The organism is Zongyangia acetica, from assembly GCF_038739695.1.
GTDB classification, from domain to species: Bacteria; Bacillota; Clostridia; order Oscillospirales; family Ruminococcaceae; genus Zongyangia; species Zongyangia gallinarum.
Genome location: NZ_JBBEWN010000004.1, coordinates 176,975 through 195,862 on the forward strand (window position 1 = coordinate 176,975; position 18,888 = coordinate 195,862).

22 protein-coding genes are annotated in these 18,888 nt (G+C 49.6%); all 22 read left to right on the top strand.

The window, feature by feature from the left end; genetic code table 11:
• Positions 1-127 precede the first annotated feature (127 nt).
• The 22 genes from WGC32_RS05375 to WGC32_RS05480 all read left to right on the top strand — a co-directional run bounded on the left by WGC32_RS05375 (position 128) and on the right by WGC32_RS05480 (position 18,868).
• Entirely contained in the window at positions 128-745 is a 618-nt protein-coding gene (locus tag WGC32_RS05375) for a flavodoxin family protein (RefSeq protein ID WP_342680946.1), read from the top strand.
• A gap of 18 nt (positions 746-763) precedes the next feature.
• Positions 764-1,909 (top strand): iron-containing alcohol dehydrogenase, encoded by a 1,146-nt coding sequence (locus WGC32_RS05380; protein ID WP_342680947.1) that lies wholly within the window; start codon positions 764-766, stop codon positions 1,907-1,909.
• Positions 1,910-1,969: 60 nt separating this feature from the next.
• Entirely contained in the window at positions 1,970-2,641 is a 672-nt protein-coding gene (locus tag WGC32_RS05385; RefSeq protein ID WP_342680948.1) for a flavodoxin, read from the top strand.
• An 11-nt stretch (positions 2,642-2,652) separates the two neighbouring features.
• A complete protein-coding gene (locus WGC32_RS05390; RefSeq protein WP_342680949.1) occupies positions 2,653-3,285 on the top strand; it encodes a dihydrofolate reductase family protein in 633 nt (210 codons plus the stop codon).
• A gap of 119 nt (positions 3,286-3,404) precedes the next feature.
• The gene (locus WGC32_RS05395) at positions 3,405-3,797 is read left to right on the top strand and encodes a hypothetical protein (protein WP_342680950.1); all 393 of its coding nucleotides are present in this window, start codon (positions 3,405-3,407) and stop codon (positions 3,795-3,797) included.
• Entirely contained in the window at positions 3,700-4,437 is a 738-nt protein-coding gene (locus WGC32_RS05400; protein WP_462933621.1) for an FAD:protein FMN transferase, read from the top strand. The genes WGC32_RS05395 and WGC32_RS05400 overlap by 98 nt, the downstream gene beginning before the upstream one ends.
• Before the next feature lie 291 nt (positions 4,438-4,728).
• A complete protein-coding gene (gene ylxM, locus WGC32_RS05405) occupies positions 4,729-5,103 on the top strand; it encodes a YlxM family DNA-binding protein (protein ID WP_191481710.1) in 375 nt (124 codons plus the stop codon).
• A 24-nt stretch (positions 5,104-5,127) separates the two neighbouring features.
• Positions 5,128-6,477 (top strand): signal recognition particle protein, encoded by a 1,350-nt coding sequence (gene ffh, locus WGC32_RS05410; protein WP_342680951.1) that lies wholly within the window; start codon positions 5,128-5,130, stop codon positions 6,475-6,477.
• Between the two features lie 76 nt (positions 6,478-6,553).
• Positions 6,554-6,796 carry a 30S ribosomal protein S16 gene (rpsP, locus tag WGC32_RS05415; RefSeq protein ID WP_191481712.1) on the top strand — a complete coding sequence of 81 codons (243 nt, stop codon included), beginning with the start codon at positions 6,554-6,556 and terminating at the stop codon, positions 6,794-6,796.
• A 33-nt stretch (positions 6,797-6,829) separates the two neighbouring features.
• A complete protein-coding gene (locus WGC32_RS05420) occupies positions 6,830-7,063 on the top strand; it encodes a KH domain-containing protein (protein WP_191481713.1) in 234 nt (77 codons plus the stop codon).
• Between the two features lie 90 nt (positions 7,064-7,153).
• On the top strand, positions 7,154-7,672 hold the full coding sequence (gene rimM, locus WGC32_RS05425) for a ribosome maturation factor RimM (protein WP_191510557.1): 519 nt from the start codon (positions 7,154-7,156) through the stop codon (positions 7,670-7,672).
• Positions 7,662-8,402: a tRNA (guanosine(37)-N1)-methyltransferase TrmD gene (trmD, locus tag WGC32_RS05430; RefSeq protein ID WP_191481715.1), complete on the top strand. Its 741-nt coding sequence runs from the start codon at positions 7,662-7,664 to the stop codon at positions 8,400-8,402. The genes rimM and trmD overlap by 11 nt, the downstream gene beginning before the upstream one ends.
• 431 nt (positions 8,403-8,833) lie before the next feature.
• Positions 8,834-9,097, top strand: a complete 264-nt coding sequence (locus tag WGC32_RS05435) for an HPr family phosphocarrier protein (protein ID WP_191481716.1) — start codon at positions 8,834-8,836, stop codon at positions 9,095-9,097.
• A gap of 81 nt (positions 9,098-9,178) precedes the next feature.
• Positions 9,179-10,999 carry an excinuclease ABC subunit UvrC gene (gene uvrC / locus WGC32_RS05440; protein ID WP_342680952.1) on the top strand — a complete coding sequence of 607 codons (1,821 nt, stop codon included), beginning with the start codon at positions 9,179-9,181 and terminating at the stop codon, positions 10,997-10,999.
• Positions 11,000-11,213: 214 nt separating this feature from the next.
• Positions 11,214-11,762 carry a 16S rRNA (guanine(966)-N(2))-methyltransferase RsmD gene (gene rsmD, locus WGC32_RS05445; protein ID WP_342680953.1) on the top strand — a complete coding sequence of 183 codons (549 nt, stop codon included), beginning with the start codon at positions 11,214-11,216 and terminating at the stop codon, positions 11,760-11,762.
• A gap of 58 nt (positions 11,763-11,820) precedes the next feature.
• Positions 11,821-12,312: a pantetheine-phosphate adenylyltransferase gene (coaD, locus tag WGC32_RS05450; protein WP_191481719.1), complete on the top strand. Its 492-nt coding sequence runs from the start codon at positions 11,821-11,823 to the stop codon at positions 12,310-12,312.
• 82 nt (positions 12,313-12,394) lie between these two features.
• The gene (locus WGC32_RS05455; RefSeq protein WP_191481720.1) at positions 12,395-12,847 is read left to right on the top strand and encodes an ATPase; all 453 of its coding nucleotides are present in this window, start codon (positions 12,395-12,397) and stop codon (positions 12,845-12,847) included.
• 211 nt (positions 12,848-13,058) lie between these two features.
• The gene (gene mraZ, locus WGC32_RS05460) at positions 13,059-13,478 is read left to right on the top strand and encodes a division/cell wall cluster transcriptional repressor MraZ (RefSeq protein WP_191481721.1); all 420 of its coding nucleotides are present in this window, start codon (positions 13,059-13,061) and stop codon (positions 13,476-13,478) included.
• A gap of 15 nt (positions 13,479-13,493) precedes the next feature.
• Complete coding sequence (gene rsmH / locus WGC32_RS05465; RefSeq protein WP_191481722.1) at positions 13,494-14,423, top strand: 16S rRNA (cytosine(1402)-N(4))-methyltransferase RsmH; 930 nt, start codon at positions 13,494-13,496, stop codon at positions 14,421-14,423.
• A gap of 34 nt (positions 14,424-14,457) precedes the next feature.
• Complete coding sequence (locus tag WGC32_RS05470) at positions 14,458-14,934, top strand: cell division protein FtsL (protein ID WP_191481723.1); 477 nt, start codon at positions 14,458-14,460, stop codon at positions 14,932-14,934.
• 128 nt (positions 14,935-15,062) lie between these two features.
• Positions 15,063-17,267 carry a penicillin-binding transpeptidase domain-containing protein gene (locus WGC32_RS05475; RefSeq protein ID WP_342680954.1) on the top strand — a complete coding sequence of 735 codons (2,205 nt, stop codon included), beginning with the start codon at positions 15,063-15,065 and terminating at the stop codon, positions 17,265-17,267.
• A 137-nt stretch (positions 17,268-17,404) separates the two neighbouring features.
• Positions 17,405-18,868 (top strand): UDP-N-acetylmuramoyl-L-alanyl-D-glutamate--2,6-diaminopimelate ligase, encoded by a 1,464-nt coding sequence (locus WGC32_RS05480; RefSeq protein ID WP_342680955.1) that lies wholly within the window; start codon positions 17,405-17,407, stop codon positions 18,866-18,868.
• The last annotated feature ends 20 nt before the right edge of the window (positions 18,869-18,888 follow it).

Below are 18,888 nucleotides of genomic sequence, written 5' to 3' on the forward strand. Positions count from 1 at the left end.
GCCATTGATTTCATATATTACATTTATTATAATGCGAATATGAGGAAAAAGCAACACAAAAGAAATAAATCTAAAGTGTGTATTTATTGTGAATAAAAAGAAAATATAGACTGGGAGGAGACAGTAAATGAAGGTTTTGTTGGTCAATGGAAGTTCCAGACAGAACGGATGTACAGGCGTTGCACTAGCGGAGATTGCCCGCGCGTTGCAGGAGGAAGGAATCGACACAGAGATGTTTTTTATTGGGAATGAGGCAATACCCGACTGTGTCGACTGCCGCAAATGTAGGGAGTCTGGCCGATGTGTTTTCAATGATTCCGTCAATCCATTTGTCGAAAAGGCAAAGCAGGCGGATGGTTTTGTATTTGGCTCCCCAGTTTATTTTGCCCATCCCAGTGCCCGCTTGCTCACCTTTATGGATAGAGCCTTTTATTCCGGTGGCGGTGCGTTTGCGTTTAAACCCGCCGCGGCTGTGTTAAGCGCACGGAGAGCAGGTACAACAGCTTCCTTTGATGTCATCAATAAGTATTTTACCATCTGTTCCATGCCGGTGGTGTCCTCTACCTATTGGAATCATGTATACGGTCAGCAGCCAGAGGAGGTCCAAGAGGACAAAGAAGGGCTGATGACCATGTATAACATCGGGAAGAATATGGCATGGATGCTGAAGTGCATCGCGCTCGGAAAGGAAAACGGACTGCAACATCCGGAGAATCCCAAGGTTTTGACAAACTTTACACGATAGATAAGGAGGTATTGTCTTATGAACGATTTTGTGTACTCTTATCCCACAAAAGTCTATTTTGGCAAGGCGTCTGCCGCAAAAGCGCTGAAAGCAGAGCTGGGGGTAGACGTTAAAACGGTAATGTTGGCCTATGGCGGAGGCTCTATTAAGAAAAATGGCATCTACGATGAGCTGACCAGTATCCTATGGGACGCAGGCAAGAAGATAGTGGAGTTTTCGGGCATTATGTCCAATCCCACCTATGCGAAGGTACAGATGGGAGCAAAACTAGCCCGGGAACAACATGTAGATATGATCCTTGGCGTCGGCGGCGGCAGTGTGATCGACTGCTGCAAGATGGTGGCGGCACAGGCCAAAACGGACAGGGATCTGTGGGAAATGGAGTTTACCCACCATGAATTGCCCTCTGATGCCATCCCCATGGGTGCCATCGTCACGGCTTCCGGTACCGGGGCTGAGATGAACGGAGGCGCCGTCATCACAAATGAAGAGAAAAGAATCAAGACAGGAATGCTGGGTTTTGCACCTCGGTTTGCAGTTCTTGATCCGGCATATACCTTGTATGTCCCCCGGGTGCAGGTGATTTCCGGCGCTTTTGATACCCTGAGCCATGCCCTGGAAACCTATCTGGGCAGTTCCGACAGGGACAATGTCTCCGACGATGTCTCCCTGGCGATTATGCGCAACACCGTTGTCAATATGAGACGTTTGTTATTGGATATCAATGACCTGCAGGCCAGGGGCAACCTCATGTGGGATTCTGCCATGGCGGAAAACGGAATTTTAAAGGTAGGACGTCTCGCCGACTTTCAGGTACATCAGATGGAACATCAGCTTGGCGCCTATACTGACTGCAACCATGGACAGGGATTGGCAGTGATTCAACCCGCCTATTGCCGCCATATGCTACAGGATGCGGAGGAAAAGTTCACTCGTTTTGCCAAGGTGGTATTTGGGGTAGACACCGCTGCGGCGGGAATTGATGCGCTGGCAGATTTTATTAAGGAATGCGGCCTTCCTACCCGTATGAGCGATCTAAAATCCAAGGTGGAAATTACACCGGAGGTACTTCGCCAGGTAGCCGATACCTGTAATATTATCAAATGCAACCCCAGGGAATTGAACCGGCAGGAAATCTATGAAATCTTGACGGAATGCTTATAAGGCCACAGACAGTCGCAAGTTGTTAATTCTAACAGCACAACAGAAAGAGAGGTAGCCACAATGTTAAAGAAAATAGCTGCAATGATGATGGCTGTGGTGATGGTTCTCACCTTACCAGCCTGTGGGACAACTGGTAGAAATGAAAGCTCGTCATCGGGTTCCGATGCCCCCTCGCAAAATACGCCGACAACCACTTTAGCTCCTTCTCAGACAGAGTCTGCCCCCAGCACAGAAAGCCCTACACAATCGGAGGAGGGGAAAGTCTTGGTTGCCTATTTTTCCTGGTCGGGGAACACAAGGGAAATGGCTTCCTATATTGCCGAGCAGACCGGAGGTGATCTGCTGGAAATTCAGCCGGAAACTCCCTATCCCACCGACTATAATCAATGCGGTGAGGTGGCCTTGGCCGAACGGGATAATAATGAGCGGCCGGCCATCGCCAATTTGCCGGAAACCATCGACGAATATGACACCATTTTGATCGGCTATCCCATTTGGTGGCATACCGCGCCTATGATCATTGGCACCTTTCTGGAAAACTATGACCTGACCGGTAAAGAAGTATATCCCTTTACCCAATCTACCTCTATGGATACAGAACAATTTGACAACTCGATTGCCTTCGTGAGAGAGAACGCCGGTGAAGCAACAGTTTATGACGGCTTGTTTGCAAGGCCAACAGATACAGAAGCGATTGACACCTATCTTACAGATAACGGACTTGTGCAGTAAGGAGAAAAATTATGCAAAGACCGAAAGTTGTGATTCATATCTTAAGTGCGCTGGATGGAAAAATTACAGGACCCTTTATGGGGCTGGCCGCAACCCGAACGGCTAATCGGGAATACGCCAGGATCCGCACCGAATACCATGCGGATGCATGGCTTTACGGAACGGTGACCACCAAAGAGTTTACCGATCATCGGAAGCCAATATTGGACGACCAAGACATATCATCCTCCTTGGAGGATTTTATTGCAGACAGGGAAGCGACCCTTTATTATGTGTCGATCGATGCATTGGGAGAGATCGGATGGGAGTCCGGCATATTCCAAAGCCCGGGACGGCCGGATGCACACATCATTGAGGTGCTGACCGAGCAGGCTTCCCCTGCCTATCGGGCCTATTTGCGGAGGCACGGTGTTTCCTATATCTTTGCTGGAGAGAAATCTCTGGATTGTAAAATCGCCTGTGAAAAGTTGTACCGGATGTTTGGCATCCAAACTATGCTGATCTGCGGGGGCGGAGGAATCAATTGGACGTTCCTGCAACAGGGGATGGTAGACGAGCTAAGCCTTCTGCTGGCACCTGCCGCAGATGGCGATCCGGATTCTGTCACCGTGTTCGAGCAATCTCCCTTTCTCTCCAAAAGCTAAACGCCAGGAAAAAAGAAAACAAAGTATTAGACATTGACTTGAAACTGTAGTATCCTTACGTTAATAAAGGAGAAAACTATGTGATGAAATATATTCTTTTTCATGGATGGAGGTAAAAGATGAAGCTTTGGAAATATAAAATGGCTGCAATCATACTGGCTGTAACCTTAGCAGGCTGCGGCGTTCAAACGGCTGATACACCACAAAGAGCGGAAAGAAGCCTCTTTGCCATGAATACATACATGACCTTTACCGCTTACGGCGAGGGTGCGGAGACGGCTTTGCAAAAGTCCGAAGATTTGATCCGGGAAGAGGAGTCCCTTTGGTCTGTCACAGAAGAAGGAAGCGATATTTATCGCGCTAACCACAGCGGGGGGGCAGACAGTCGCTGTCAGCGAAGAGACCGCCGACCTGATTTCTTTTGCACTGGAAATGGCGCAGAAGACCGATGGCGCATTGGATCCCACCATTTATCCAGTGCTCACAGCCTGGGGATTTACTACCGATCATAAGCAGGTCCCCTCCCAGGAACAGATCGCAGAGCTGCAACAAAATGTGGGGTATGAACGCATCCAACTGGACGGTACAAACCTGACGGTTCCCGATGGGATGCAGCTCGACCTGGGCGCTGTAGGCAAAGGCTATACCGCCGATCTGGTCGTAGAACAATTAAAAGAGAATGGAATTGAATCCGCTTTAATCAGTCTGGGAGGGAATATCCAAGCCATTGGTTCCCGGCCGGATGGAAGCGATTGGCAGATCGGCATCCGTGCCCCCTGGGAAAATGGAAATCTAGGTGTGCTGGAAATGAGCGATATGGCGGTGGTAACCTCTGGCGGCTATGAAAACTATTTTGAAGATGAGGATGGCAATATATACTGGCACATTCTCGACCCCGCTACCGGATACCCAGCGGACAGTGGGTTGCAGGCGGCCGTCATCGTTGGCAAAGAGGGAAGGCTGTGTGATGCACTGTCCACCTCTCTATTTGTGATGGGCGCGGAAAAGGCAGAGGAATACTGGAGGGAAAACGGCGGCTTTGACATGATTCTGGTCACCGATGAAAACGAGATTCTTTTGACGGGAGGGATCGCCGACCAATTTACCCTAAACGACGGACGTACCGAGACAATCCGGGTGCTACAGGCATGACAAGGGACCTTCTTTTGGGACTTTGCCCAATGTGCGAGCCCCGCAAGAAAAAATCAGCGGACAGAAGCAAGCTTAGAGGATAAAGATTGTTCTAGGCGATATTCATCTCCAAGTGAAGGCATATGAAAAGACAGAAGCTCAAAAAGTTTCTGTCTTTATTTCATCCTACAAATGGAATAAAAATGCTCAGTGTAAAGAAAAATACCTTGACACGAGGAGAAGAATTAGCTATAATAATGGAGCACAATTGTAAAGAAATCCGCTTTACAGAGCGATGGTAGGAGAACGGATATGGGCAAGGATCTTTCAATTTCCGTATTGTTGGATATATATGGGGATATGCTCACCGAAAAACAGAAAGAGGTCATTGAACTTTATTATAATGAAGACCTTTCTCTAGGGGAGATCTCCGAGCTTTCGGGAATTACCCGCCAAGGTGTCCGAGACTCCATTAAGCGGGGGGAAGCGTTCCTCCAGGAAATGGAGGACAAGCTCCAGTTTGCGCAAAAATTCAAAGAACTGGCCCAGGTTCTCTCCCAGATCAAAGAAACGGCGGAGCAGATGGCCGATCACAATAAACGGTTCTGCTTTTCCCGGGAGATCGCTCAGATGGCGGCGCAGATTTATAATGCGGCTGAAAAATTGGAAGATGACATGCTATCATAGAGTTTTGCAAGGAGGATGAGGCAAGTGGCATTTGAAGGGCTTTCTGAAAAGCTGTCAGCAGCGTTTAAAAAGCTCAGATCAAAGGGAAAACTGACCGAATCCGATATCAAGGAAGCGATGCGGGAAGTGCGTCTGGCCCTTTTAGAGGCTGACGTCAGCTATAAAGTGACCAAGGATTTTGTGTCCAAGGTGTCTGAGCGGGCGGTAGGAGTCCAGGTGTTGGAAAGCCTAACCCCAGCCCAGCAGGTGATCAAAATTGTCAACGAAGAGCTCACCGCCCTCATGGGAAACGAGAGCGCACGGCTCAACTCCCCGGCAAAGCCGCCTGCCATCATTATGATGTGCGGCCTTCAGGGAAGCGGTAAAACTACCCACAGCGCCAAACTTGCGCTGATGCTGAAAAAACAGGGCAGGCGTCCTTTGCTTGTGGCCTGTGACGTCTACCGTCCCGCAGCTATAAAACAGTTGCAGGTGGTGGGAGAAAAAGCCGGTGTTCCGGTCTTTGAAATGGGGACGGAAAACCCGGTAAAAATCGCGAAGAAGGCAGTCAGCCATGCTAAGGATTACGGTAATGATGTGGTGATCCTGGATACCGCCGGCCGACTGCATATTGACGAAACCTTGATGGGAGAGTTACAGGGCATTAAAGATGAGGTAACTCCCACCGACATACTCCTGGTCATCGACTCCATGACCGGTCAGGATGCGGTTAACGTAGCCAAAGCGTTTGACGATGCACTGGGCATTGACGGCGTTATCCTGACCAAGCTGGACGGCGATACCCGTGGCGGTGCGGCCCTCTCGGTGAAGGCAGTTACCGGAAAGCCCATCAAATTTGTGGGCATGGGCGAAAAATTGGAGGATCTGGAGCCTTTCCATCCGGGCCGGATGGCATCCCGTATTTTGGGAATGGGCGATGTCCTCTCCCTGATCGAGAAAGCCCAGGAGCATATCGATGAGAAAAACGCCGAGGAACTGGCGAAGAAACTCAAGGAGAACTCCTTTGATTTAAATGATCTGCTGGTACAGATGCAGCAGCTGAAAAAGATGGGGCCCCTTCAGCAGGTAATGTCCATGCTGCCGGGAGCGTCGAAAGCCATCAAGGATGAGGATGCAGAAAAGGGAGAAGCGCAGCTCAAGCTCATGGAATCCATTATCTACTCCATGACCCCGGCGGAGCGGGAAAATCCTCAGATTATTAACCCCTCCCGCAAAAAAAGGATCGCCGCAGGCTCCGGCACCGATGTGCCAGCGGTGAACCGTCTGCTCAAACAGTTCGATCAGATGCAGAAGATGATGAAACAGTTTGGCGGCGGCGGCAAAAAGGGCAAACGCAGAAGAATGCCCATGATGCCAGGCGGCATGCCCTTTTAATCACGCTATGTTAACGGCGGTGCAAATGCACAGCCGAAACAATATAGAACCAAACATTTTATAGGAGGTGACAGGAATGGCTGTTAAAATAAGACTGCGCAGAATTGGCGCAAAGAAAGCGCCGTTCTACCGTATTGTTGTCGCTGACTCCCGCTATCCTCGGGACGGCAGATTCATTGAAGAGGTCGGCTACTACGATCCCACCAAGGATCCTGCTGTGGTCAAGATTGACGGCGAGAAGGTTACAAAATGGATGTCCAACGGCGCTCAGCCTACAGACACCGTGAAGGCACTGTTGAAGAAAAACGGCGTTCTTTAATCGAAATCGATACTGAGTCTTGGAGGACTACTTATGGATCAACTGCTTGTATCTATTGCGCGCGGCTTGGTAGATGACAAGGATGCAGTCAACGTTACTGTTGACGAACCCAATGAAGAGGGTGTCATTGTCTATCACCTGCATGTTGCGCCAGACGATATGGGTCGGGTTATCGGCAAACAGGGAAGAATCGCCAAGGCAATCCGTACCGTTATGCGTGCGGCTGCCAACCGGCAGGAAACCAAGGTTGCTGTGGAGATCGACTAGTAAAAAGAGGCAGGGGAAGCATGGATATGCTTTCCCTTTTTCTTATCATTGCGACATTCAAGACGTAAAATATAAGGATGGGAGAAGGCCATGGCGAAAAAACAATATCTGGAGACCGGGAAAATTGTCACGACCCACGGCATCAAGGGGGAAGTGAAGGTTTATCCCTGGTGTGACACACCGGAGTTTCTGCTGGACTTTGACGTCTTTTATTTGAATAAAGGGAAAACCCCCATTGAGGTGGAGGACTGTCGGATCCACAAAAATATGGCCATACTAAAACTCAAGGGTGTGGACACGGTGGAAGAGGCGGTGAAATACCGCAACCAGGTACTCTATGTGGACCGGGATGAAATCCTCCTGGAGGAAGGAGAGTATTTTGTCCAGGATCTCATTGGACTGCGGGTTCTAGATGCTGATTCCGGCAAAGAGTATGGGAAGATTGTGGATGTGAGTGAAACCGGCGCCAACGATGTCTATCACATTGCCTTTGCCGATGGGAGTATTAAACTTATCCCTGCGATCAAGGATGTTGTCATTCATACCGATATAGAAGCTGGTGTCATGGAAATTCGGCCGCTCAGGGGGTTGTTTGACGATGAGGATTGATATTGCCACCCTATTTCCTGAAATGTGTGACCGGGTGCTCAACGAGAGCATTATTGGCCGGGCGCGGAGACAAGGACTTTTTGAGGTCCACTGCCACAATATCCGTGACTATACTCTTTCCAAGCAAAAGCGGGTGGATGATGCACCTTACGGTGGCGGCATGGGCATGGTGATGCAGGCTGACCCCATTTACCGTTGTTATGAGCATATCTGGAAACAGATTGGTATGCACCCCCATGTGATCTACCTGACGCCACAGGGCAAGCCTTTTACCCAGCAGAGAGCTATTGAGCTCAAGGAGTTTGACAACATCCTGCTCCTCTGCGGCCATTATGAAGGGGTAGATGAGCGGGTATTGCAGGAGATTGTGGACGAGGAGATTTCCGCCGGAGATTTTGTGCTCACCGGAGGCGAGTTGCCAGCCCTCATGGTAGCCGATTGCATTCTGCGGATGCTGCCTGGCGTTCTTTCCGATGAGGAATGCTTCACCGAGGAAAGCCACTACAATGGCTTGCTGGAATATCCCCAGTATTCCCGCCCAGCGGTATGGCACGGCCGCGCAGTGCCTGACGTGCTTTTAACAGGGCACCATGCCAATATCGCTCAGTGGCGGCGGGAGCGGTCTTTGGAGCGCACGCTGCAAAAGCGCCCTGACATGCTAAAAACAGCACCTTTGGATAAAAAAGATAGGTCCTATCTTAACAAAATCCAGGGAAATGGGGAGAAATAGAAGATGCAAACCAGCACACGTTTTTGATGGTTTTGCATAGAATATCTATAAAAGAAAGCAAAATGGGCTTTGCTGGGCGTGCGGGGCCGGGGGAAAAGGTATGAATTTTGCTTCTTTGGGAAAACTAACAAAGCAGATAAGCGCTTGAACCACATGTACAGGCACTTTTAGCAAATAGTACCTAGGGATTTTGGATGTTCGCACAGCTTTTCCACGAGGAAAGTGTGTAATGTGCCAGTTTTGTTGAAAGAAATATAGTGAGAATAAACAAATGGAGGGCTGAAAATTCGCCCTCATCTGGAAAACAAGCAGAATTTCCCGGAAAAATGAGCGAAAAGCGTTTTTTTGTCGTTGACGCAGAATTTACATATTGTTATAATTAAAACTGCGTTTAACGAAACTAAATTTTCATACATTGGGAGAGTAAAGATATGTTTGTGAAAGATGTTACGGTTCAAAATCAAGTCGGCCTTCACGCACGTCCTGCCACCTTCTTCATCCAGAAAGCTAATGAGTTCAAATCCTCAATCTGGGTGGAGAAAGAAGAGCGCAGAGTCAATGCAAAAAGCTTGCTGGGTGTTCTTTCCCTGGGTATCGTAGGGGGCACCACCATCCGCATCATTGCGGACGGCGCTGACGAGGAGCAGGCTGTAGATGGCCTGGTAAAACTGGTAGAGTCTGGTTTTGCTGAGTAATTGAAAGAAAACTGGTCTGAAATGATGGTGTGGCGCGTTGTGTGAAAACAGCGCGCTTTTCTTTTTGCAGGAGGTGATGAAGTGCAGGAGGAAATTCTGAGCCGCATTAAAAAGAAGGTGAGCGGTCTGCCCCTCTCGCCGGGCGTATACATGATGAAGGACAAACAAGGACATATTATCTATGTGGGAAAGGCGAAGGCGCTGAAAAACCGGGTATCCAGTTATTTTCGGGCCATTGACAACCATCCTCCGAAAGTATATCAGATGGTCCAGCACGTCTATGATTTCGATTATATTGTGGTAGGAAGCGAATATGAAGCTTTGGTGCTGGAATGCAGCCTGATTAAGCAGCATAATCCCAAGTACAACATTCTGCTCAAGGACGACAAGGGCTATCATTATATTAAGGTGGAAAAGAAGCCCTGGGGCAGGATCAGTGAGGTCAAACGGCATCCAGATGACGGCAATGAGTATATTGGCCCCTATCTCAGCGGCTTTGTGGTCAAACAGATGGTGGATGAGACCAACAAAGCTTTTAAGCTTCCTACCTGCAGCCGCCGGTTTCCCCAGGAGATTGGAAAGGGACGTCCCTGTCTCAACAGCCATATCAACCTATGTATTGCCCCCTGCACTGGACGGATCAAGCTGGAAGAATATAACGAAATCCTTGCACAGGCGGTAGACTTTATCAAAGGCGGCAGTGAAAAGTCCATCAAGAATCTGCAGACGATGATGGAAGAGGCGGCGGAAGCGCTGGATTTTGAGAAGGCAGCCCGCCTGCGGGATCGGATCCGAGCCATTGAAAAGATATCCGAGCATCAAAAAGTGGTCTTTTCCAAAGTCAGTGAGCAGGATGTTGTGGCCCTTGCCCAGAATGGCCGGCTGGTCTGCGCAGTGGTGCTGATTTTCCGTGGTTCCAAGCTGGTAGACAAGAAAGACTATCTGCTAGGCGAGGTGGAGAGTATGGAAAGCGCGCGCAGCGAGTTTCTCATGCGATTTTATGAACGCCATGAAATCCCTCCTCAAATTGGATTGGATGAGGCCTGCGATGACCAGGAACTCTTTGAAGCGTACCTGTCGGAAAAGGCAGGCAGAAAGGTGCACATCCATGTGCCTCAGCGGGGAGAACAGCATGATCTGGTGATGATGGCCAGGGAAAACGCTTCCCAGCGCCTGTCCCATGAGACGGCCCGTACTGGACGGGAGATCGCGGCCCTGGATGAACTGGCCCGGCTGTTGGGAATGCCCCATGCCCCTCACTATATTGAGGCCTATGATATTTCTAACATCGGGGAATCTACCATTGTAGGCGGCATGGTTGTTTTTGAGGATGCAAGGCCTCTGAAGCAAGCGTATAAGAAATTTGCCATCAAGGGGCAGACAGGACCGGATGACTACGCAGCTATGACCGAGATGATTGTCCGCCGCCTCAAACGATATCAGGAGGGGGATCCTCATTTTGCTCCGCTGCCCGACCTCATTTTGCTGGATGGCGGCAAGGGGCATGTGAGCACCATCCTTCCAGTGGTCCGGGCCATGGGGTTTGATATTCCAGTCTACGGAATGGTCAAGGATGACCGGCACCGTACCCGCGCTATTGCGGCCAATGGAGGGGAAATCTCCATTAATTCCAACCGGTCTGCCTTTGCATTGGTCACCTCTATTCAGGATGAGGTCCATCGCTATAGTATCCGTTATAGCCGCCAGAAACATCAAAGCGGCAGCTTTCAGCTTCTGCTCACCAAAGCGGAAGGCATTGGGAAAACAAGGGCGGTGGCCTTGATAAAACACTTTAAAACCATGAAGGCGATTCGGGCGGCCAGTGTGGAAGAACTCTGCCAGGTCGAGGGTATGACCAAAACAGCGGCAGAAAGTCTGTACGAATTTTTAAAGGAAAACTAACCTTTCCCGGTGAAGAACTTGACAATTGACGGACACTGTTTAATAATGTATAGTAATGACGAAGTATCCGTTTCTAGGAAGATTTCCCGGGAAATACGCTGTATCACCTGAAAATCCAGAAGCTGGACGCGAACTTTAGCGGATGGAATGATTCTTCGCTATGATGTGCTTCGGTATCTGCCGCTGCACAGAGGGCAGATAGGAGAAGTAAAATATGAGAGTAATTACAGGTTCGGCTAGGGGACGAAAGCTTGTTACCTTGGATGGGAGAGATGTCCGGCCGACAACGGATATGGTGAAGGAGGCTATGTTTAGCATTCTTCACTTTGAACTGGAACAGGCCATGGTTTTGGATTTGTTTGCTGGCTCTGGTCAGCTGGGAATTGAGGCGCTGAGCCGAGGGGCCCGCTGTTGCATTTTTGTGGATCAGAGTGTCCAATCCCAGCAGGTGATTAAACAGAATCTGACCACAACACAGTTGGGTTCTAAGGCGCGGGTTGCAGCCATGGACGCGAAAGCATTTATCCGCTCCACTGGGGAAACCTTTGATATTGCCCTATTGGATCCGCCTTACGATAGCGGTATTCTGCCGGAGGTGTTACCGCTGGTGGCGGAAAAGATGAACGATGGCGGCGCGATCCTTTGTGAGACTAGACTCTATGAAGAGTTGCCCGAAGAGGTTGGGCAGTTTTATTTAAAGAAGAAGTACCGATATGGAAAAATTGCGCTGACCCTTTACAGAAAGAGAGAAGCGGAAGAATAAAAACAAATACAGTCTCAGTAAAACAGAATAGGGCGACGACGTCGAGGGGGAAAACAATATGAAAATTGGAATATGCCCAGGAAGCTTTGATCCGATTACCCGAGGGCATTTGGATATTATTAAACGAGCATCCAGCTTATTCGACAAGGTAATTGTTCTGGTGGTCCATAACCCCGCAAAGCACCCCTCCTTCACTCCGGAGGAACGGGTGGAGTTGATCCGGCGCAGCATTGGAGACTTTACCAATGTAGAGGTAGATGTTTACGGCGGCCTGCTGGCCGATTACTGCCGGGCCAAGGGCGCCGATGCCATCATCAAAGGACTGAGGGCGGTTTCAGATTTTGAATATGAATTCCAGATGGCCCTGACCAACAAAAAACTCAATCCCGACTGCGAGACGGTGTTTTTGACGACCAGCGCGGAAAACATGTATTTAAGTTCCAGCATTGTCAAGCAGGTAGCCCAGTTTGGCGGGGATATCAGTGATTTCGTTCCTGCCCAGGTGCTCTCTGACATTGAGCGGCGCCTGACCCACAAGGATCCGCAATAATGATAGGAATTGGTAGGTTTTGTGAACCAATAACAGAAGCGGTAGAGTGTCCGGAGGATAAAACCGCGGATGGGAGGCATTTATGAACATAGAAGAAATTTTGGATGTACTGGATGAACTTTTGGACAAGGCCTGGAGCCTTCCGCTAACCGGTGGACGCTGTGTTGTAGACGCGGAGCGGGTCAGAGAGCTCATCGATGACATCAGGCTCAATATGCCCACGGAGATTAAGCAGGCGAAGGCGATTGTAGCCGACCGCAGCGACATCATCCTGACCGCGAAGAAGGAAGCGGACGCGCTGATTAAGAAGGCCGAGGACCGGGCCCGCGCGCTGATTGCCCAGGAGGAAGTGGTAAAGCAGTCCCAGGCCAGGGCGGCAGAGCTTGTGAGCCAGGCTCAGTACAAGGCCAGAGAAATCCGCCAGGCGGCCAACCAATTTGCCGATAATGTGCTAAAAGAGGCGGAAGAAATGCTGAATACCTCTCTAAACCAGGTGAAAACGACCCGGTATGCACTAAAAAATCCGAAACGTTAAATTTCTGGTATACTTAGACAAAAATACCCCTTCGATTTTAGACGGAGGGGTATTTTTTTGCCAAAATTTAGATTGTAAATTCTGTTAAAATATATGAAATTCTATTGCAATTTCAAAAGTCAACGGTTATAATTATAGAAAAGTGGTGAATGGTGGTTAAAAGTGGTGAACTAGAACTTGGTTTCTAGCCCGTTTTTAAGGAGGTGGGGAAATGCTGATTGGCGAATATACGCATAGCCTGGATGCAAAAGGCAGAGTCAATTTCCCCGCACGGCTCAGAGAAGATCTGGGAGACCGCTTTATCATCACCAAGGGCCTGGATGAGTGTCTGTTTGTTTACTCTTTGGAAGAGTGGAACAAGCTGGATCAAAAGCTTTCCGAGCTGCCCCTTTCCAAATCCCGGATGCTTAAACGCTTTTTTTATGCGGGAGCCGTGGAGGTAGAAGGGGACAAGCAAGGCCGGGTCATCATCCCACAGAACCTGAGAGAATACGCGGGCCTTTCCAAAGATGTCACAGTGGTGGGCGCATCCACCCGGGCGGAAATTTGGGATAGCGCTAGATGGGCAAGCTACTGTGAAGACATTACGCCTGAAATGGTGGCAGAAGCCATGGACGAGCTAGGGTTCTGATTGGGGTGAGGTAGTTTGGAGTTTCGACATTACTCTGTGATGCTTGGTGAGTGCATGGATGCGCTGGCCATCCGGCCGGACGGAATCTATGTAGATGGCACTGCTGGAGGTGCGGGACACTCCTGCGAAATTGCGAAACGGCTGGGGCCGTCTGGCCGGCTCATTGCCTTGGACAAAGATCCTGATGCCATTGCAGTCGCTACCCAGCGGCTGTCAGATTATCCTATGGCACAGGTTGTCCAGTCAGATTTTGCGGAGATGGATCATGTGCTCGATGAGCTTCACATTGAGAAGATAGACGGCGTCCTGCTGGATTTGGGAGTTTCCTCCCATCAGTTGGACACAGGGGAGCGGGGCTTTTCTTATCAGCATGACGCACCGCTGGACATGCGCATGAGCCAGACGGGTACAAGCGCTTATGACATTGTAAACACTTACAGTGTCAAGGATTTGACCCGTATTTTAAGGGAGTATGCCGAGGAAAAATTTGCCTTTCAGATCGCAAAGAATATTGAGCGGGCCCGCCGTCAAAAGCCGGTGGAAACCACATTCCAGCTTTGCGATATCATCAAGGCGTCTATTCCGGCGGCGGCCCGCCGCACCGGTGGCAATCCAGCCAAGCGCACCTTCCAGGCCATCCGTATCGCCGTTAATGGCGAGTTGGAAAGTCTGTCTCGGGGACTGGATGCGGCATTTGACAGGCTTCGTCCTGGCGGCCGATTTGCGGTTATCACCTTCCATTCACTGGAAGACCGGATGGTGAAACAAAAATTTGCCGCCTTATGCAGAGGATGTACCTGTCCTCCGGATTTTCCGGTGTGTGTATGTGGAAACAAACCCAAGGGGAAATTGGTTTCCCGAAAACCCATTGAGCCGAGTGCAAAGGAATTGGAGGAAAACCATCGCAGCCATTCGGCCAAGCTCCGTGTTATTGAAAAGCTGTAGTGTGCAGAAAATGCAAAATAAGGGGTGAAGTTCTATGCAATACAGCCGTGAAAGCACAGCGTACGATTTATCAAAATTTGAACGCAAGCAGGAGAAAAAGCCCCAGATACGGGTCATCAAAGGGAAAAAGGCCCAGAGGGTCAATCGTGTGGCCATGGTCAAGATTTTCTTTGCAGCGGTCATCGTCATAGGAATCACCTCCCTGATGATTGTCAATCGTGTGGCTCTGACCGAAATCGGGGAAGAAATCAATGCGGCAAACGAAGATCTTCAGATTCTACAAAGCGAGAATACCCGTCTCAATGTAGAATTAGAAGAGAAGATGTCGTTGGATAACATTGAAGAAAAGGCTGTTAATGAATTGGGCCTGACAAAAATGAATAACTACCAGGTACAGTATCTTAATTTGACCCAGGAGGACAAAATCGAGTTGACCAATCCAAAATCAAGTGGAAATATATTTGATACGATTGCCGGCTGGTTCGACAAAATCAAGGAATACCTGAGCTAGTTAGAAAATAAGTATGGTAAAGGATAACAAGAGTTAAGCGGGTGTCTTGACTCTTAATTTTTTAGAGTGACTGGGATCGGAGGCGGCTGACTTTGTCCAAGGGACCCACGAGTAAAATGAGAAAGCGCATGATGGTGATCCTATGCGGTCTGGCCGTTGTGGGCTTTGCTACCCTTATTGTCCGGCTGTGCATCATTCAGCTGGTAGAAAGTGATGTCTATCAGAGCAAGGCAGAGGCACAGCAGATGCGGGTGACGACCATTAGCCCGAAGCGGGGCACAATTTACGATAGAAATATGAACGTACTGGCCCAGAGCGCCACGGTCTGGACTGTATTTGTCTCGCCTAACGATATCAAGGACGATGCGCAGAAGGAGCTAATTGCTTCTGGCCTTTCCGAGATATTGGAGGTGGATAAGGAAACCATCTTAGAAAAGTGTGAAAAAGACAATTATTATGAAGTCATCAAAAAAAGAATTGAAAAACCACTGGCAGATGAGGTGACTCAGTTCGCCACGGATAATAGTATTTCTGCTATCAATATTGAGGAGGACAACAAACGCTATTATCCCTATGGAAATTTTGCGGCCAATATCCTGGGCTTTGTCGGTGAAGATAACCAGGGCCTGAACGGGATTGAGAGCTATTATGACGACGTGCTCAGCGGGACGCCAGGCCGTGTTGTATCCGCTAAAAATGCTTGGGGCAGCGATATGCCCTATAAGTACGACCAGATGATCGAAGCGGAGGACGGCAATTCCTTGGTTCTGACCATTGACGAGACCATCCAGCACTATCTGGAAAAGGCGCTGGAAACAGCGGTGGTGGAGAACAATGTTAAAAACCGGGCTGCCGGTATCGTTATGGATGTCAATACCGGTGAAATTCTCGCTATGGCCAATAAGACGGACTTTGATCCCAACGATCCTTTTACCGTTACAGATACCTATGCTCTGGAACGTCTGGAAGCGGTAGAAGGGGATGAAGAAGCCTATGCTGAACAATTACAGATTGAGCAGACTGCCCAGTGGAAAAATAAATCCATCACCGAGCCCTATGAGCCTGGCTCTGTATTTAAGATTATCACCGCGGCTAGCGCCCTGGATCTGGGAACCAGTAGCTTAGATGACACCTTTGTTTGTACCGGACATTATACCATCGGCGGCCGGTCGGTAGGATGCTGGAAGCTGGCGGGCCATGGCACTCAGAATTTCACGGAAATTGTCAAGCATTCCTGCAACCCAGGCTTTATCATGGTAGGTACGGCTATGGGAGGGGAAAATTTCTATAAATACTTTGAGGCATTTGGCCTGACCGAGAAAACCGGCATCGATCTGCCGGGTGAAGAGGGAGGTTCTTCCAGCCTTTATCACAGCATGGAAACTTTGATGAGCAGGCCCCATACCTTGGGTGTTAGCTCCATCGGCCAGACCTTTAAGGTGACCCCCATTCAGCTGATTACCGCCGTTTCTGCGGCGGTCAATGGCGGTAACCTCATGACCCCCTATGTTGTTAAAAGTGTTGTTGACTCCGACGGAAATATTGTGGAGTCCACCGAACCTACAGTGAAGCGCCAGGTCATCAGCGAAGAAGTCTCCTCCACCATTGCGGGTATTTTGGAAAAGGTTGTTTCCGATTCCGACGGCAGTGGCAAGAGCGCCTATATTGCCGGCTACCGGGTAGGCGGCAAGACGGGAACCTCTGAAAAGATCGACGAGCAGGATGAAAACGGCAATGGCCCTCACATTGCATCCTTCCTGGGGATCGCACCGGCCGATGATCCTCAGATCGCTGTTTTGGTGATGCTGGATGAGCCTTATATGGAAAATGTCTATGGCTCCGTCATCGCCGCACCGGTGGTCAAGGAAGTGCTGGAAGAGGCGCTGCCCTATCTGGGAGTGGAACCTCAATATACAGCGGAAGAACTGGCCAACATGGATATTACGGTGCCATCTGTTCTGAAGATGACGATAGAAGAGGCCCAATCCGCCATTACAGAAGAAGGGCTGGATGTAGAGGTTGTGGGCAGCGGAGAAACCGTTGTCAAACAGGTGCCTCTGGCAGGCCAGCCTATCCCGAGAGAGGGCAAGGTGATTCTGTATACGGAAGAGGATAACACCAGCAGTCTGGTGGAGATGCCGGATGTCAAGGGAATGACAGCGCTTCAGGTAAACCAGACCCTGACCAATCTGGGCCTTAATGTTAAGCTCTCCGGCGTGGATCTCAACGGAAGCACAACCATTGCTTCCCGCCAGTCGGTGGAGGCTGGCACCATGGTGGAAGTAGGTACGGTCATTGAGGTCAGCTTTGTCAACAATGATCCAGTAGCCTAATCCGAACGGGGAAAATCAGAGATATTTCGATATAAATATGACAACTTATGCTCATACTAGGGATACCGGTCCTTTCGGAACGGGTCCCCCGCCGTCGGGCTGACAAAACCCGACGGCCGGCAGACAGGAGGGATTCTATGAAGCTGAGTCAATTGCTCCAGGCGATCGGTTCTCAGCAGACCTGTGCTGACTGTGAAATCAATCAGGTTACCTGCGATTCCCGCAGGGTAGAGAAAGATAGTTTGTTTGTCTGTATCAAGGGACTCAAATTCGACGGACATGACCATGCCCAAAAGGCCATCGAAGGGGGAGCGGCTGCCATTGTATGCCAGCACCCGCTGGATCTGGGAGAGTTCCCAAACCAATTTGTGGTGGAGGATACCAGAGAGGCCTATGCCCTGCTGTCCGCAGCCATCTGTGGGAATCCAGCCAAAAGCCTGAAGCTGGTAGGGGTTACCGGTACCAACGGCAAGACCACCATCACCAACCTTATCAAGCACATTCTGGAGAGCGCAGGCAAAAAGGTGGGGCTGATTGGGACCATTCACAACGAAATCGGGGATATGCGTATCCCGGCAAAGCATACGACGCCGGATCCGGGAGAACTGCATGTCCTGCTCAAACGGATGCTCAGTGCAGGATGTGAATACGTGGTGATGGAGGCTTCTTCCCATGCCATGGATCAAAAGCGGCTGTTTGGCTGCGAATTTGAAGCGGCGGTCTTTACCAATCTGACCCAGGATCATCTGGATTACCATGGAACCATGGAAAACTACTTCGAGGCCAAGGCGAAATTGTTTGAGCAGGCAAAAAATCTAGTCATCAATTATGACGATCCTTATGGACGCCGGCTCATTGAACGCTATCAGGGAAAAAAATCAATGGTTACCTATGCCGTTGACGACGACAGAGCGGACTTTGTAGCGAAAAATATCAAGTTCGAGCTTTCTTCCAATAAATTTGCCTTGGTGGGCAATGGTGTTATCGCCAGGGTCAACTTTTGTATGCCCGGCCGTTTTTCGGTGGAAAACGCCTTAGCCGCCGCTTGTGCCTGCATGGCGCTGGGCCTCAGTTTTGAGGAGGCGGTGAATGGCCTCAACACCTGCACCGGAGTCCGCGGCCGCACCGAGGTGTTGGATACGGGAGACAACGATTTTACGATTATCTGCGACTATGCTCATTCTCCAGACGGGCTGGAAAAGGTGATGGCAGCACTGAAGCAACTGCATCCCAAACGGCTGGTAGCGCTCTTTGGATGCGCTGGCAACCGAGATCGGACCAAACGCCCCAAGATGACGGCAGCGGTAGCCAAATATGCTGATTTTGCCATTTTTACATCAGATAATCCCAGGGATGAGGATCCTATGCAGATTATCGAAGACGGACTTCCCGGGTTTGAGGAATATAAGATTCCTTATAAAGTAATTGTGGACCGCTATCAGGCCATTCAGTGGGCGCTGGAGCATGCGCAGCCTGGAGATCTGTTGGTATTGGCCGGCAAAGGGCATGAAGATTACCAGGTGCTAGACTTCGGTACCATTGGATTTGATGAGCATGAAATTGTCAAAGACCTGCTGGCAAGAAAACAAAAAGAAAAATAGAGAATAAAATATACTATAAG